Genomic DNA, 14,594 nt, shown 5'->3' with positions numbered 1-14,594 from the left:
AATTGCGCTAAATCAAGTTTTCGTTGGTAGTTTGAACTTAAAGGCTTAAAAATCACCTTTTTTGTTGCAAAAGCTGGTGATTCAGAGGTCTGAGCATTGGCGATGAGTGTGTGAGGTGTCTTTTTTGTGTTAAATACAAAAAGTAGAGCATTAAAAATGCTCTACTTTAACTGAAATGGTTAGCAAAATGTTAAGATTTGTAGGTTGTTGTTTTGTGGCCCGAATACCCGTTATTCAGACTCATCGGTGTCAGTGCTATCATCTTCAACATCATCGAATTCGATTTCCACTTTTGCACCCGCAGGAGCATGAATCGTACCGACGACGGCATAAAAAGGTTTACCTTTTGCCAAACGACAATATTTAGCCCACAGTAATTCCATAGCGGTAGATGCGGGTAAATGGCCTTTGGCAACGTTGACGAATTGGTCTTCATCGACATTACAGGGCAGCTGGGCACCTTCGGCTAAACTTTTCATTGCTTGACCATGTTGTTCAAGCAAGTCAGCTTCCTTGCTGGTAAAATCACCGCAGCGTTTAAAGCCTTTAGGAAAGTTAGCGTCATCATAGAAGCGTTTAGTAGAGCGGAAACTGTCACTTGACCCATTGGTGTGAGCTTCAATACCTTGTTTCGCATTGACAAATGATTGCTGAGACATGGCTAATACCTTCTAGATTATGAGATATAAAGATTTTCAACTGGAGTATTGGCTAGTATTATCATTTTTTAAATCAAAATATTTTGTCCTTCATGGTAAAGAATTTTTATGGATACAGATTTATTAAAAACGTTCTTAGAAGTCTCCCGTACACGCCACTTTGGTAAGGCGGCTGAAAATCTTTACTTAACGCGCAGTGCGGTGAGTTTTAGGATAAAACAATTAGAAGGCATTCTAGGCGTCGAGCTTTTTGAACGTTTACGTAATAATATTCAACCCACACCCGCCGGTGAGCGAATGCTCGGACACGCCGAAGCAGTATTGAATGCGTGGGAAAGGGCCAAACAAGATATTATTTTAAACCAACAACACAGCACTCAATTAACGGTGTCTGCAGGACACAATATTTGGGATGCGTATCTACAACCCTTTTTACAACCACTTCATCTAGGGTTAGACGGTGTGGCATTACGCACAGATGTATTGTCTGGCTCGGTCATGACGCGCCAACTCATTGAGCGCAGTTTGGACATTGCCATTAGTTTCGATCCGCCAAAACTGGATGAGCTTGAGTTGATTAAGCTGGCACAGATCAAATTAGTCTTAGTGGCTAAACAGCCCAACCTTAGCGTGTCGCAAACCTCAACCATTCCTTATATTAAAGTTGATTGGGGCACTGCATTTAATATCACCCATGCGCAAGAATACACTATGCTGCCACTGCCGGTATTGCATACCAGCTCAGCCAGAATGGCATTGGATTTTATATTGAATAACGGCGGTTGCGCTTTTTTACCTGAAGTGCTCGTTAAACCTTATTTAACCAACAAAACCTTATTTATTGTTGAAGGGGCAAGCAGCATTACCCGCAATGTGTATGCGGCGTACTGGGCTGAAAATGAAAGGTTGGCTTATATTGAACAAGCCATAGAGATATTGTCCAATAGATTAACCACTGATATGGCGCCGTGTATCGATCAATAACCATCCATATAAGGCTTAGCGAACAGTGATTGTCTACTAAGCCATCTGGGGTAAGACCTGTTGCTAAATATGATTAAATTAATGGTAAAAGAATCATCGCCCAAGTGATTGCGCACATAACTAAACTGATAAACACTGCTGCAGATGCAATGTCTTTGGCTTGACCACTTAATGGATGGATCTCATCACCGACACGATCCACTACCGCTTCAATGGCTGAGTTGAGTAATTCAACAATCAACACAATCATCAGTGTCATTATCAATAATATTCGTTCAGGTGCGCTGACATTAACAAGTAAGGCTACAGGTAACATTAGTATAGCTAAAACGGCTTCTTGTCTAAATGCTGCTTCATTTTGCCATGCGGCTTTTAGGCCTTTTATTGAGAATCCCGTTGCTCTAAATACGCGTTTAAGACCATGATTATTTGCTGGTTTCATTATTTTTATTTCTTTTTATTCACATTGTGCTGATTGTAACATTCACGACCACAGCTACCAGTGTTTTTGGCTATATGTGCACATTTATTCGACTTGTACTAGGCTTTAGCTTGCCATGAGGCTCAAGCTATTATGCAAGGATTGCTTATGTTACGTGTTCACACTTTTCTATTTTCCGTTCTATTCTTGATGAGCTGTATGGTGTGTCAAAGTGAAGCGCTTCCCAAGCCTGAAATTCAACTTGCGAGTCACTATGCCGCCGATTTAGATGTAACCGATTACCTTGTAAGCGAAAAGTTAGATGGGGTGCGAGGATACTGGACGGGTAAACAGATGCTAACGAGAAGTGGGCGCACGGTTAACCTTCCTGCAACTTTTACGCAAGGCTTTCCTGAATACCCTATTGATGGTGAGTTATGGCTAGGTCGGGAGCAGTTTGAGCAAATCTCTGCCCTGGTTCGTCGCCAGCATACACAAATTCAAGAGTGGCAGTCTGTCACGTTTATGATATTTGATTTACCGCAACATAGTGGCACCTTTGAACAACGGTATATGGCGATGCAACAACTCGCTCAAAAGGTTAATTCAGCTCACTTACAGGTTATTCCACAATTAACGTTTGCAGATAATCACACGCTCTTTTCTGAGCTTGATAGCGTGGTCGATACTGGCGGGGAAGGGTTAATGCTGCACTATCGCCATGCTTTTTATACCGTTGGACGCAGTCCGTATATTGTAAAATTAAAACCGAAATATGATGCAGAAGCTGTGGTGATAGGTCACACTGCAGGTAAAGGCAAATACACAGGACAACTCGGTGCATTAACGGTTAAAACGCCCCAAGGAAAAGTGTTTAATATTGGCAGTGGGCTCAGTGACATACAAAGACAATATCCGCCCGCTATTGGTACGATTATTACTTATCAATATTTAGGGTTTACCCAAAAAGGGACTCCGCGTTTTGCTACGTTTTTACGCGAGCGACCCGCTCAATAGTGTTGGCTTTATTGATGGTAGTTCATTGACTGCGCATCATTGAAGATAGGCCATCGAGTTAGCTGTAAATGACATCATGTTTAAACGTGAATTGATAAGTCACCACCTGAGCAATATAGTCATCTCGAAAATAAACCAACAGGTAAAAAACATGAACGATAATACAAATTTAACCAACATCTCGTCAGTATTATTTGTGTGCATGGGCAATATTTGTCGTTCACCGACTGCCGAGGCCGTATTTAAACAGCAAGCTAAATTACACGGATTATCGCTTAAGATAGACTCCGCAGGCACAATTGCGTTTCATCAAGGTAACGCTCCTGATCCTCGCAGTATGATAGCGGGACGCAAGCGTGGTTTAGATTTTTCAGGTATGAAAGCCAGGCAAGTTATTGACAGTGACTTCGACACATTTGATTTGATTTTAGCGGCAGATGAGGCCAATTTAATCGATTTGTACTCACGTTGTCCTGCGCATTTACAATATAAAATCCGCTTGATTTTGTCTTTTGCAGGCGAAGGGGTAAAGGAAGTGCCAGACCCATATTATGGTGGTGACAGGGGATTTGAATTGGTGATCGATTTACTCGAGACTAGCCTTGCTGAGTTAGCGAAGCAATTGGTATTAGCGAAAACGGGGTAAGCAATTACCCCGTTAATCATGATGAGCGATACTCTTCGTTTTAGCGATATTCTTGGCTTGAGCAATATCCTTAGTTTGAACAATATTCTTGGTGTTAGCGATAAAGGTAAAAACTAGTCGTTGTGACGTTTACCTGAGCGCTTTAGTTTTTCTTGTTCAATTTTTTGCTGCTTTATTGCTTCTTTTTCTGCTAATACTCGGGCAACTTCGATTTGTTCCATTTCTGCCATCTCAGGTGTTTCCAAGCTTAATAAACCAATCCGTCCTGATCGGTAATCGTGCAATAACAACTCCGAGACTTTGTGATAATCAATACGTCCACCCGGACGCAACGCACCACGTGAGCCAGCAATGGCTTCAAGTAAGCCTATGTCTGTATCGGGTAAAGAGCTGAGCTTATAACGCTCGCAAATCGCTTCTGGGTAAGCTTTTAAGAAGTAGTCTGCGGCAAACATTGCCACATCTTCATATTCCATTGCCGTATCTTTAATGGCGCCGGTTACCGCAAGACGATAACTACTGGCTTCGTTATCAACTTTTGGCCATAAAATCCCAGGCGTGTCAGAAAGCACAATACCATTTCGTAGATTAATGCGTTGTTGGGTTTTGGTCACCGCTGGTTCATTACCTGTTTTGGCGATAGTTCGGCCAGCGAGGGTGTTGATTATGGTCGATTTACCCACGTTTGGGATACCCATAATCATAGTGCGGATGTCTTTTTCCATCACATCACGATGAGGCACTAATTTACGGCAAATATCTGGAATATTTCTCACCATGCCGGGTTGTAAGGTGGTAATCGCTGAAGCTTTTACGCCTTGTTCACGCTCGAGGTATTCAATCCAACGTTCAGTGACCGCGGGATCGGCTAAATCTGATTTATTGAGCAATTTAATACACGGTTTATCGCCACGAAGTTGTGACACCATTGGGTTTTCACTGCTGTAGGGAATGCGCGCATCGAGCACTTCAATAACAAGATCGACCTGAGGCATCGCCTCTTCAATCTCTTTACGTGCTTTGTGCATGTGTCCTGGATACCACTGAATTGCCATGATGTTGCCTTATAACCGAATGCCTGTTCGAGTAAATATTCGAGTAAATAACGGAATATTTAATCAAAGAATATAAAAGCCGTATTGTACCTTGTTAGCTTAGTAAAAGCATAAAAAAAGCGCCTAACGGCGCTTAGTCTTAGTGCTATTTAATCACGTTAAGGTTAAATAACACCTAACTCACGTAATCTTTCCATTAAGTAACTGTCAGCGGTATAACGCTCAGACAGTACAACATCTGGATTAGGGTGTAAAAATAATGGCAGTGAAATACGCGACTTAGTTTTGTCGGTACCTTCAGGGTTAATCACGCGGTGTGATGTAGACGGGAAGTAACCGCCAGAGGCTTCTTGAAGCATGTCACCGATATTAATAATGATGCTACCAAAATCACTTGGCACATCTATCCATTCACCTGTTTTGGTTTTAACTTGTAAACCAGGCTCGTTTGCCGCAGGCAATAAGGTAATTAAATTGATGTCTTCATGTGCAGCCGCGCGGATAGCGCCCATTTCTTCATTACCCTTCATCGGCGGGTAATGTAAAATACGCAATAAGGTTTTTTCGCTTTGCGCTATCATGTCTGGTAGTGGAATAGAATAGTTAACCGCTACGTCTGCAGGGGTATATTGTTCAATCCAGCCAAGTAATTCAGAGGCTAAGGTATTGGCATGCTCGTAGTAAGCAAGAATATTTGCTCGAAGTGAATCAGGAATACGACCCCATGGATACACATGATAATATTCTTTGATATCTTTTACTGTGTTGCCCTTGGCTGTTTCTGACACTGATGCAGGGAAAAATCCATCATGAGTTTCTTTATTAAATAAAAACTCATTTTTTTCTTCAGACTGAAAAAATGCATACCATTCTTGGTATATGTCTTCGACAAGTTGCTTTTGAATAGGGTGGTTTGTTAATACCCCAAAACCCGTTTCACGAAGTGACTCGACAAAGCGCTCAGCACTATCTGGTGCTAAATAATCAATTGTATTAAGTTTCATTATATATTTCTTATTAGTGTGTTGACCCACGTCAATGGTAACCTTAGTCACACTTTGTCGCAATTATTTGCGCGTATTCAAAGAGTATTGGTTGAACTGATGCTATTGATCTCGCGTATTGTTTATCGATGCCGCAAAAAATCAGTGAGAACAAGCAATGAATAATTTAACCGACTTTGAAAAATACGTGATTGAACAAAAAGGCACAGAGCGCCCTTTTAGTGGCGAGTATGTGGACCATGATGCTCAAGGCGTGTATTGCTGTAAAAAATGTTTGGCACCTTTATACAAGAGCGAACATAAGTTTAACGCTCATTGTGGCTGGCCCGCATTTGACGATGAGATTACGGGTGCCGTTAAGCGCACCCCTGATGCCGACGGGCGTCGTGTTGAAATTACCTGCGATCAGTGTGGTGGACATTTAGGCCATGTATTTGAAGGTGAATTTCTGACAGATAAAAATGTACGTCATTGCGTTAATTCGGTGTCGATGGTGTTCAAATCAATCGATGAATTAAACGCATCAAATATGGCTGTTAGTCGTAATCAAAAAGCCACTTTTGGTGCGGGCTGCTTTTGGTGCGTTGAAGCGATTTTCGCTCAACTTGAGGGGGTGATCAGTGTTAAGTCTGGTTACTGCGGTGGCGATGCACAAGAGGCAAACTATGATGCGGTATGTTCGGGGCGTACAGGGCACGCTGAAGTTGTGCACATTGAGTTTGACCCGGCTCTGATTAGCTATGAAACACTCTTAACCGTGTTATTCGAAAGTCACGATCCAACGACATTAAATCAACAAGGCAACGATAAAGGGCCACAATATCGTTCGGCTATTTTTGCGCATAACAGTGAACAAGTTGACTTAGCCAATGCGTTTATCAACCGCTTGAATGCACAACAAATCTGGCCTAACCCTATCGTGACTCAAATTAGTGCTTTTGATACATTTTACCCGGCAGAAAATTATCATGACGATTACTTTGCTAAACATGGCGAACAACCGTATTGCCAGTTAGTGGTGAAACCAAAGTTTGATAAAGTGATGCGAAAATTCGCTGATAAACGCAAAAAATAGTTCACTAGTTAAAATTAATGCTCTAGTTAAAAAAGTATTGGTTAAAAGTAGTGCATCAGTTAAATAAAAAAGGGGGAGGTTGAATCATCAATCACTCCCTTTTTTATCTTTATGTTGCCGCTTTTCAAAAGACTTTGATGGCGTTTATACGTTGAGCCTACAACGTCTGAATATACGCACTTAATTGCATTTCATCTGCTTCATTCATATTGGCTTTAATCAAATATCCTATCGATGTAAATCATCAGGCCGTCAGCACAGCATTTCTATCAACAACTACTGGACAGGTTGTTAGTAAGTTTACAGCGCCACACATCGCCGCAGAATTAAAAATAGCCCAATAAAAAAGCCATGCTAAGCATGGCTTTATGGTTAAGAAGTATTATTACTTCTTATGATATTACTTGCCTGGGCGAGCCATATCAGATGATGCACTGTTACCCATTGCGACTTTAGGTGCATTGGTTTCAGCTTGCGCTTCATAAGCTCGACCTTGCGGTACCGCTTGTTGTTCGCGTACATCAACAGTCGGCTTAGTCATATCTGAAGACACCATTGAACCAAAACGACTGGCTTTAGCGGGGGCTTTAGGCGCAGCTTCAACCGGTGCGGTAACCTCTGATTTAACATCAGTTACAGTCTCAGTTTGAACTTTGCGTACCATAGCAGCAGGTTTGGCCATTGGCGCAGAAGCATTTGAAGCTACTGATTTTTCGTGAGCGACATTGACTTCTGGCTCAGATTTAACTGTTTCCGTTACTCGTTCAGCCTTCACTACTTCAGCTTTCACTTCAGCTTTCACTTCAGCTTTCACTTCAGCTTTCACTTCAGCTTTAACAACTTCAGGAGCTGCTGCCGCTATCGGTTCTGCTTTAGGCTCTACAGCTTTAGGTGCTTCAACCGCTTTCTCTGCAACAGGTTCAACAACAGGTGTTGCTGCTTCAGCGTGAGTCGCAACTGCTGTTACTTCGACTTGAGTGTCAGTTACCGGTTTAACAGTGGCTTCAACGTTTGCTTGCTTTACTGGTGCCTTGTCTTGAGATTGCTCAGCATCTAACTGCTTCTCTAACTCATCAACAGAGGTAAATACTGCTTGTTGAGTTGTGTCGCTATCATCACGACGACGGCGTTGACCTGCAGCTCTAAGATGGCGAGGACTACGACGGCTACGACGTTGACCTTCACGGCCGTCTGCCTTCGCGTCTTCAGATGCATCTGCATCGTTGTCATCCGTAGCGTCACCATTTTCGGTGTTTTCAACGGCAACAGTTGCTTCAGTATTGCTGGTTTCGTTAACCATTTCAATTGTCGCAGTTGTTTGCTCTGCTTTAACCGCATTCGCTTCAACTTGAACTTCAGTAGCATCTGCTTTAACAACATCTGCCGTTGCTTGTGGCGCTGACGCTACTGTCTTATCAGTATTGTCTGATGTTTCTGTATCGTTTTTAGCTTGCGCGTCATTCGATTGTTCGCTTCTTTCTTTACGTGGCTGGCGACGGCTGCGAGGCGCTCTTGTTTCTGATTTTTCTTCAGTTACTTTAGGCTCTACCGCTTTGATATCTGCTGTGTTAACTTCTTCTGCTTTATCGTTCGCATCCGTTGTTTTTGCAACTGTATCATCAGTTTGTTCGCTTTCGATTCGCACTTTACGACGCATGTTGCGACGTTGACGACGTTCACGTGCAGCTTCTTGCTTAGGTGATTTTTCAGTATTGATATCGGCAGCTTTCGGCTCATTAGTTTCTGCTAATGGCGTGTCTACTTTTTCATTACGCGGTTTGTTTTTAACGCTATCGTCCTGAGCATTATTTTTACTATTACGATCATTACGATCATTACGTTTGTTACGAGTACGTGGCTCTGTACCGTCTTTTGGCTTATCGCTGTCAGTACGTTGGCGACGGCTGTCGTTACGGCTGTCGTTACGGCTGGTGTTGCGATTCGCACTATCGTTACGGCTGTCATTACGACGTGGGCGACGATTGTTAGCCTGTGACGCATCTTTTGCAGGCGCAGCTGGTTTAGTGTCTTTGGTTTCGCTATCGCTGGTGGCAAACAGTGCACTGATTGCTGAAACGATACGCGCAAAGAACCCTGGTTGAGTTGGCGCTGCAGCAACAGGGGCTTTAGCCACTGGAGCAGGCGTTGGAGCAGCTTCATCTATTGCTGTTTTTTGTGGTGCAGCAAAGCCTTTTAAAGCAGGTTCTGGTGACGCTGCACGCTCAAGTTTACGTGGTTCATATAACTTTGATGACGGTTTTTCAACGCGCTTGTAGCTAGATTCGCTAACTTCATCATCGCTTTTACGACGAACAACACGATACTCTGGCGTTTGCATGTGGGCATCTGGAATGATGTACACTTCAACTTCATGACGCTCTTCAGTAATACGAATCGCTTTGCGTTTTTCGTTTAACAAGAATGCCGCCACATCAACCGGAACGATAGCTTCAATTTGAGTGGTATTTTCTTTAATGGCTTCTTCTTCCATTAAACGTAAAATGGATAACGCTAAAGATTCAGTACTACGAATAGTACCCTGGCCATGACAACGTGGGCATAAATGTGCTGCTGACTCTTCAAGGGAAGGGCGCAGGCGCTGACGTGACATTTCCATTAAACCGAAACGAGAGATACGACCTAATTGCACGCGAGCACGGTCATGATGCACGGCATCACGCATACGGTTTTCAACTTCACGTTGATGACGAACAGGCGTCATATCGATAAAGTCGATAACCACTAAACCACCTAAGTCACGCAGACGTAATTGACGCGCAATTTCATCAGCAGCTTCAAGGTTGGTGTTTAGTGCAGTCTCTTCAATATCGCCGCCTTTAGTGGCGCGAGCAGAGTTAATATCGATAGACGTTAATGCTTCTGTTGGGTCGATTACGATTGAACCACCAGACGGTAAACGCACTTCACGCTGGAATGCTGACTCAATTTGCGACTCAATTTGGAAGTGAGTAAATAACGGCACTTCTGAATCATATTGCTTAACACGCTCAACGAAATCTGGGCGAACTAAACCTATATGCAGTTTAGCTTCTTCAAAAATACGTGGGTGATCGATGAGGATTTCACCGACATCACGACGTAAATAATCACGAATAGCACGTACAATTACGTTGCTTTCTTGATGAATTAAGAATGGTGCCGGTTTAGTTTGTGCCGCTTCTTGAATGGCATCCCAGTGGTGTTGAAGTACTTTTAAGTCCCACTTAAGTTCAGTTGACTCTTTACCAACACCAGCGGTACGAACGATTAAGCCCATGCCATTTGGTACTTCAAGTTCAGAGATAGCTTCTTTAAGTTCGGTACGTTCATCACCTTCGATACGACGTGAAATACCGCCAGCACGAGGATTATTTGGCATGAGTACCAGGTATGAACCCGCAAGGCTGATAAAGGTTGTTAGAGCCGCGCCTTTATTACCGCGTTCTTCTTTATCAATCTGGACGATGACTTCTTGACCTTCCTGCACCACTTCTTTGATGTTAGGACGACCTTGGAATGAGTAACCTTTAGGGAAGTATTCGCGGGCAATTTCTTTAAGCGGTAAGAAACCATGACGATCAGCGCCATAATCAACAAAAGCAGCTTCAAGTGAGGGCTCTACGCGAGTGATTTTACCTTTATAGATATTTGATTTTTTCTGTTCGTGACCAGGACTTTCGATATCTAGATCATACAGTTGTTGCCCGTCTACAAGGGCAACACGCAACTCTTCTGATTGAGTTGCATTAATTAACATACGTTTCATGATGACGTGATTCTTCTAAATGAGGTCATCAAACAACACGATCTTTCTGCATTACGGGCCTGAATTAATCGGTGTAACCTCACGGTTAGCTTCAGGCAATTAGGTGCTCATCACTGTAAAACGCAGTCGCTGCGTGTCGCATCCTATTTATGGCTTATTTTCTAATATTTACAAAAACAAGGAATTCGTTGACTTACAACCAACCCCATAAATTATGGTAATTTAATCCGTTAATGCCCAAGTCGAATCGGTTTGTTTGATAACAAGCTAAAATATTGTTCGAATTTGGGGCGATTTACTGCAGTTAAATTGAAATCTTTATTGAAGACTTACGGTTTAATTGTCGAAACGTTTCTTGTCGTTTTTTATTTATATACAATTTGCAAATCAATGACTTGCTACCGATAAAGCTCATTTTCTTAATTGCAGTTCTTTCGCATTTGGTGAAAGTTGTGAACACTTTATCCACTGTTTACTCTCAACCTGAGCGCAAATATAGCAACAAACGCTATTGTCATCAATCAAAAGCCCATATTCTTTCATGTATTTATTTCAAGTCCGCCATGGTAATAGCCAATCATTTGCAAGATAAGGTACACTATCGCGGTTACTACTATATGGCGCATCATGAATACTGAAACTACCCCCCAAGTTGAATACGTGACTATCGACGAAGATCATTTTGAACAACGCATCGATAATTTTTTACTCACCAAATTAAAAGGTGTTCCTAAGAGCATGATCTATCGGATTGTGCGTAAAGGAGAAGTGCGCGTAAATAAAAAGCGCATAAAGCCAGAATACAAATTGCAAATCGGTGACATCGTGCGTGTTCCGCCGGTGAGAATGGCTGAGAAAGATAATCGCAAAGCGCCATCGCCTAATTTATCTCGAGTGTCGCAGCTTGAAGAACGGATTATCCACGAAGATAATCATCTTATTGTGTTAAACAAACCCGCTGGTATTGCTGTACATGGTGGCAGTGGTGTTGATTATGGCGTGATTGAAGGGTTACGTTCACTGCGGCCACAACAGAAATTTTTAGAGCTAGTGCACCGTTTAGATAAAGACACCTCAGGTGTGCTGCTTGTGGCTAAAAAACGCAGTGCATTAAAGCATTTACATGAGCAACTGCGCAGTAAAACCATGCAAAAGGATTATTTAGCCTTAGTGCGTGGCGAGTGGCAAGCAAGCGATAAAGTGGTCAAAGCGCCGTTATTAAAAATCACCTTAAAATCGGGTGAACGTATTGTTCGCGTCAATAAAGAAGGTAAAGAGTCTGAGACTCGCTACAAAATCATGCAACGCTACCAAGGGTGTACGTTGGTGAAAGCCAGCCCTGTGACAGGTCGTACGCATCAAATTCGTGTGCATTGCCAGTATGCGGGCCATGCAATTGCCTGTGATGACAAATACAGCGAGCAACAATTTGATGACAGCATGAGAGCGTTAGGATTAGACCGCCTGTTTTTACATGCGGCTGAGCTCAAGTTTACTCATCCTGAAAATAATGAAGTCATGCAAGTCAAAGCACCATTAGATGAAATATTATTGAATACTTTGGATAAGCTCAAACGAACTTAAACTACAGTATTTGCAATGTGTTGAATCAAAAAAGTAAGGCATAACGTGAAGCGTAAAGACAAAGCATTTGATTTAGTCATCTTTGACTGGGATGGCACGTTAATGGACACCGTGGGTAAAATTGTGTCCTGTATGCAAGGTGTGGCGCATGAGTTAGCATTAACGGTGCCGACTGAGCAACAAGTAAGAGATGTGATTGGATTGTCTTTGCCTACGATTATGCCGATTTTGTTTGCTGGGCATCAAGATCATCAACAAATTATTGATTGTTACCGTCGCCATCATTTAGCCAGCGATTATCCAACACCGTTATTCGACGGTGTGGAATTATTGATTAAGCAGCTACATGACGCGGGGTATTTATTAGCAATTGCGACGGGCAAAGCACGCGAAGGGTTAGATAGGGTACTTGAGTTGAATGGGCTAGAACAGTATTTTCATGCATCACGTTGTGCCAGTGATTCTCAAAGTAAACCGCACCCAGAAATGCTTCAAAGTTTGTTAAGTCATTTTGAGATCAGCGCTGACAAAGCGATTATGATTGGTGATTCAATTCATGACTTAACCATGGCCAATAACGCTAACATGGCCAGTATTGGTGTGAGTTATGGTGCCCATGATGAAGCGCGGTTACAAGTGCTTCAGCCTTTGGCTATTGTGAGTCAAGCTTCTGCAATTCGCGATTACTTGTAATATGATGTTGGGCTTCATGATATTGATTGAAAGCCCTCATTTACACACTGTTTTTTCGTAAAGTCTGCTTATTCCCACCTACTTGTTATTTACGACTAACTTCTCATCACGGATGACTTACTTAACACATCCATACCTTGTTGTTGCAGTAACTCAATTAATTTAATTAATGGCAGGCCAATCAAGGTATTGGGGTCATCACCTTCTAAACGGCTAAACAGCGCAATCCCTAGGCCTTCACTTTTAAAACTTCCCGCACAATATAAAGGTTGTTCTGTTTCGACATAATAGCGGATCTGTGTTTGCGTTAAGCTTTTAAAATGTACTGTAAAAGGTTCGATGCACGATAACATCTGCTGTGTGACTTGGTTATATACGGCAAGCCCAGTATAAAAGGTTATGGCCTGGCCAGATGCGGCACTTAGTTGGGCAATCGCATTGTCGACAGTATGGGGTTTACCGATAATCTGCCCGTTTATCACTGCGACTTGATCTGAACCAATAATTAATTGTGTTGAATCTGTTTTAATCGCTAATTTGGCACCCGCGAGCGCTTTTTGCTCAGCTAAACGTTGCACTAATGCCGTTGCTGTTTCATTTTGCTGTGGTGTTTCGTCTATATTGGGATTTACACAGTCAAATGGCTGCATTAATTTTTGCAATAGTTGTTGCCGAAAAGGGGACGTTGATGCGAGTACAAGATTGAAATTCATCGGGTTTATTTCACTATTTATTTATCAATAATCAATTATCGTGCAGTTTACTGCATTCATTAGGTCAAATGGAGTATTTTTCACCGAGTAATGCTTGTGTGATGGGGTTTGGTTCGGTAAAATTTGCCAACTTTCAAATTCAATGCCGGATTAAAGAATACCTAAATAGTCAGTGTTAGGTGAGATGACCGTATTTTTACGGAAATTTTCTTTGACTCCAGCGTTTTCAAACTATAATATGCGCGCCTTATGCAAACAGTAAAGATACCGGTTTCAATTGATCCTATACGCGCTGCCTCAAGCGGCCTTCGTTATGAAGGTTTCGTGCCAGGTGAGCAACTTAAGCGATTAAGCGAGTTATGTGCCGGCGACTGTTCCAACGTAGTTGTGTCGTTGGAATGTGGCGTCGACTTACAGGGGATAGTCTACCTTCGCGGGAAGGCTGTGACGGAGCTCACTCTGCTATGTCAACGTTGCATGACACAATATACTACGGAGGTTACGGTCGACTTTTGTTTTAGTCCTTGTAAGACTGAGGCAGAAATCGATGAGCTCCCGGATGCGTATGACCCAATTGAGTGTAATGAGATTGGCGAAGTACGTCTGCATCAATTGATTGAAGATGAATTGATAGTCGCTATGCCGATCATCCCTATGCATGAAGATACTGATTGCAAATTAGGGTCGAAAGATATAGTTGTAGGCGAGATCGAACCCGCTCATGAGGAGCGTCCAAATCCGTTTGCAGTGTTAGAAAAACTGAAGAGCAAGTAATCTAGGAGACAGGTCAAATGGCTGTACAACAGAATAAAAAATCACGTTCAAAGCGCGGCATGCGTCGTTCACATGATTCATTGAGCACTGCTCAATTATCAGTAGACGCTACTAGCGGTGAATTACATCTACGTCACAACGTGACTGCTGATGGTTTTTACCGCGGTAAAAAGGTAATCAACAAGTAATTTGTTGATTATCTG

Annotated in this window: 14 protein-coding genes; 8 read left to right on the top strand and 6 right to left on the bottom strand. The window is 42.4% G+C overall.

The features are described from left to right. Positions 1-230: 230 nt before the first annotated feature. Positions 231-659: a DUF413 domain-containing protein gene (locus ACROAE_RS04345; protein ID WP_432399716.1), complete on the bottom strand. Its 429-nt coding sequence runs from the start codon at positions 657-659 to the stop codon at positions 231-233. Positions 660-767: 108 nt separating this feature from the next. Between ACROAE_RS04345 and hdfR the strand changes: the two genes are divergently transcribed. Then, on the top strand, positions 768-1,643 hold the full coding sequence (hdfR, locus tag ACROAE_RS04340) for an HTH-type transcriptional regulator HdfR (protein ID WP_432399715.1): 876 nt from the start codon (positions 768-770) through the stop codon (positions 1,641-1,643). A gap of 73 nt (positions 1,644-1,716) precedes the next feature. Here hdfR and ACROAE_RS04335 read toward each other — a convergent pair whose 3' ends face one another. Further along, a complete protein-coding gene (locus ACROAE_RS04335) occupies positions 1,717-2,085 on the bottom strand; it encodes a diacylglycerol kinase (protein ID WP_432399714.1) in 369 nt (122 codons plus the stop codon). 147 nt (positions 2,086-2,232) lie between these two features. On the opposite strand from ACROAE_RS04335, the gene ACROAE_RS04330 reads away from it, so the two are divergent. Beyond that, entirely contained in the window at positions 2,233-3,081 is an 849-nt protein-coding gene (locus ACROAE_RS04330; protein WP_432399713.1) for a DNA ligase, read from the top strand. Between the two features lie 151 nt (positions 3,082-3,232). Continuing rightward, the gene (locus tag ACROAE_RS04325; protein ID WP_432399712.1) at positions 3,233-3,727 is read left to right on the top strand and encodes a low molecular weight protein-tyrosine-phosphatase; all 495 of its coding nucleotides are present in this window, start codon (positions 3,233-3,235) and stop codon (positions 3,725-3,727) included. Between the two features lie 113 nt (positions 3,728-3,840). On the opposite strand, the gene ylqF is transcribed toward ACROAE_RS04325, so the two are convergent. Together ylqF and ACROAE_RS04315 are read right to left on the bottom strand one after the other, a co-directional pair. After that, positions 3,841-4,782 (bottom strand): ribosome biogenesis GTPase YlqF, encoded by a 942-nt coding sequence (gene ylqF / locus ACROAE_RS04320; RefSeq protein WP_432399711.1) that lies wholly within the window; start codon positions 4,780-4,782, stop codon positions 3,841-3,843. A 164-nt stretch (positions 4,783-4,946) separates the two neighbouring features. After that, the gene (locus tag ACROAE_RS04315) at positions 4,947-5,786 is read right to left on the bottom strand and encodes an isopenicillin N synthase family dioxygenase (RefSeq protein WP_432399709.1); all 840 of its coding nucleotides are present in this window, start codon (positions 5,784-5,786) and stop codon (positions 4,947-4,949) included. A 157-nt stretch (positions 5,787-5,943) separates the two neighbouring features. On the opposite strand from ACROAE_RS04315, the gene ACROAE_RS04310 reads away from it, so the two are divergent. Next, entirely contained in the window at positions 5,944-6,861 is a 918-nt protein-coding gene (locus ACROAE_RS04310) for a bifunctional methionine sulfoxide reductase B/A protein (protein WP_432399708.1), read from the top strand. 400 nt (positions 6,862-7,261) lie between these two features. Here the strand turns inward: ACROAE_RS04310 and rne are convergent, their stop codons facing one another. Next, positions 7,262-10,627, bottom strand: coding sequence for a ribonuclease E (gene rne / locus ACROAE_RS04305; protein ID WP_432399706.1), 3,366 nt, complete (start codon positions 10,625-10,627; stop codon positions 7,262-7,264). Between the two features lie 627 nt (positions 10,628-11,254). On the opposite strand from rne, the gene rluC reads away from it, so the two are divergent. Together rluC and ACROAE_RS04295 are read left to right on the top strand one after the other, a co-directional pair. Then, positions 11,255-12,211, top strand: coding sequence for a 23S rRNA pseudouridine(955/2504/2580) synthase RluC (rluC, locus tag ACROAE_RS04300; protein ID WP_432399705.1), 957 nt, complete (start codon positions 11,255-11,257; stop codon positions 12,209-12,211). Between the two features lie 45 nt (positions 12,212-12,256). Continuing rightward, a complete protein-coding gene (locus tag ACROAE_RS04295) occupies positions 12,257-12,904 on the top strand; it encodes an HAD-IIIA family hydrolase (protein ID WP_432399704.1) in 648 nt (215 codons plus the stop codon). Between the two features lie 95 nt (positions 12,905-12,999). Here the strand turns inward: ACROAE_RS04295 and ACROAE_RS04290 are convergent, their stop codons facing one another. Further along, positions 13,000-13,617, bottom strand: coding sequence for a Maf family protein (locus ACROAE_RS04290; protein ID WP_432399702.1), 618 nt, complete (start codon positions 13,615-13,617; stop codon positions 13,000-13,002). A gap of 249 nt (positions 13,618-13,866) precedes the next feature. On the opposite strand from ACROAE_RS04290, the gene yceD reads away from it, so the two are divergent. Then, entirely contained in the window at positions 13,867-14,391 is a 525-nt protein-coding gene (gene yceD / locus ACROAE_RS04285; RefSeq protein ID WP_432399701.1) for a 23S rRNA accumulation protein YceD, read from the top strand. 17 nt (positions 14,392-14,408) lie between these two features. Then, entirely contained in the window at positions 14,409-14,579 is a 171-nt protein-coding gene (rpmF, locus tag ACROAE_RS04280) for a 50S ribosomal protein L32 (RefSeq protein WP_011636967.1), read from the top strand. The last annotated feature ends 15 nt before the right edge of the window (positions 14,580-14,594 follow it).

Origin of the sequence: Shewanella sp. MF05960 (genome assembly GCF_050849305.1) — a bacterium.
GTDB lineage: Bacteria > Pseudomonadota > Gammaproteobacteria > Enterobacterales > Shewanellaceae > Shewanella.
This window is presented reverse-complemented; position numbering and strand designations above follow the sequence as displayed.

Coding starts and splice junctions, on each gene's coding strand:
- ACROAE_RS04345 (WP_432399716.1), bottom strand. CDS start 659: ATGTCTCAGCAATCATTTGTCAATGCGAAACAAGGTATTGAAGCTCAC.
- hdfR (WP_432399715.1), top strand. CDS start 768: ATGGATACAGATTTATTAAAAACGTTCTTAGAAGTCTCCCGTACACGC.
- ACROAE_RS04335 (WP_432399714.1), bottom strand. CDS start 2,085: ATGAAACCAGCAAATAATCATGGTCTTAAACGCGTATTTAGAGCAACG.
- ACROAE_RS04330 (WP_432399713.1), top strand. CDS start 2,233: ATGTTACGTGTTCACACTTTTCTATTTTCCGTTCTATTCTTGATGAGC.
- ACROAE_RS04325 (WP_432399712.1), top strand. CDS start 3,233: ATGAACGATAATACAAATTTAACCAACATCTCGTCAGTATTATTTGTG.
- ylqF (WP_432399711.1), bottom strand. CDS start 4,782: ATGGCAATTCAGTGGTATCCAGGACACATGCACAAAGCACGTAAAGAG.
- ACROAE_RS04315 (WP_432399709.1), bottom strand. CDS start 5,786: ATGAAACTTAATACAATTGATTATTTAGCACCAGATAGTGCTGAGCGC.
- ACROAE_RS04310 (WP_432399708.1), top strand. CDS start 5,944: ATGAATAATTTAACCGACTTTGAAAAATACGTGATTGAACAAAAAGGC.
- rne (WP_432399706.1), bottom strand. CDS start 10,627: ATGAAACGTATGTTAATTAATGCAACTCAATCAGAAGAGTTGCGTGTT.
- rluC (WP_432399705.1), top strand. CDS start 11,255: ATGAATACTGAAACTACCCCCCAAGTTGAATACGTGACTATCGACGAA.
- ACROAE_RS04290 (WP_432399702.1), bottom strand. CDS start 13,617: ATGAATTTCAATCTTGTACTCGCATCAACGTCCCCTTTTCGGCAACAA.
- yceD (WP_432399701.1), top strand. CDS start 13,867: ATGCAAACAGTAAAGATACCGGTTTCAATTGATCCTATACGCGCTGCC.
- rpmF (WP_011636967.1), top strand. CDS start 14,409: ATGGCTGTACAACAGAATAAAAAATCACGTTCAAAGCGCGGCATGCGT.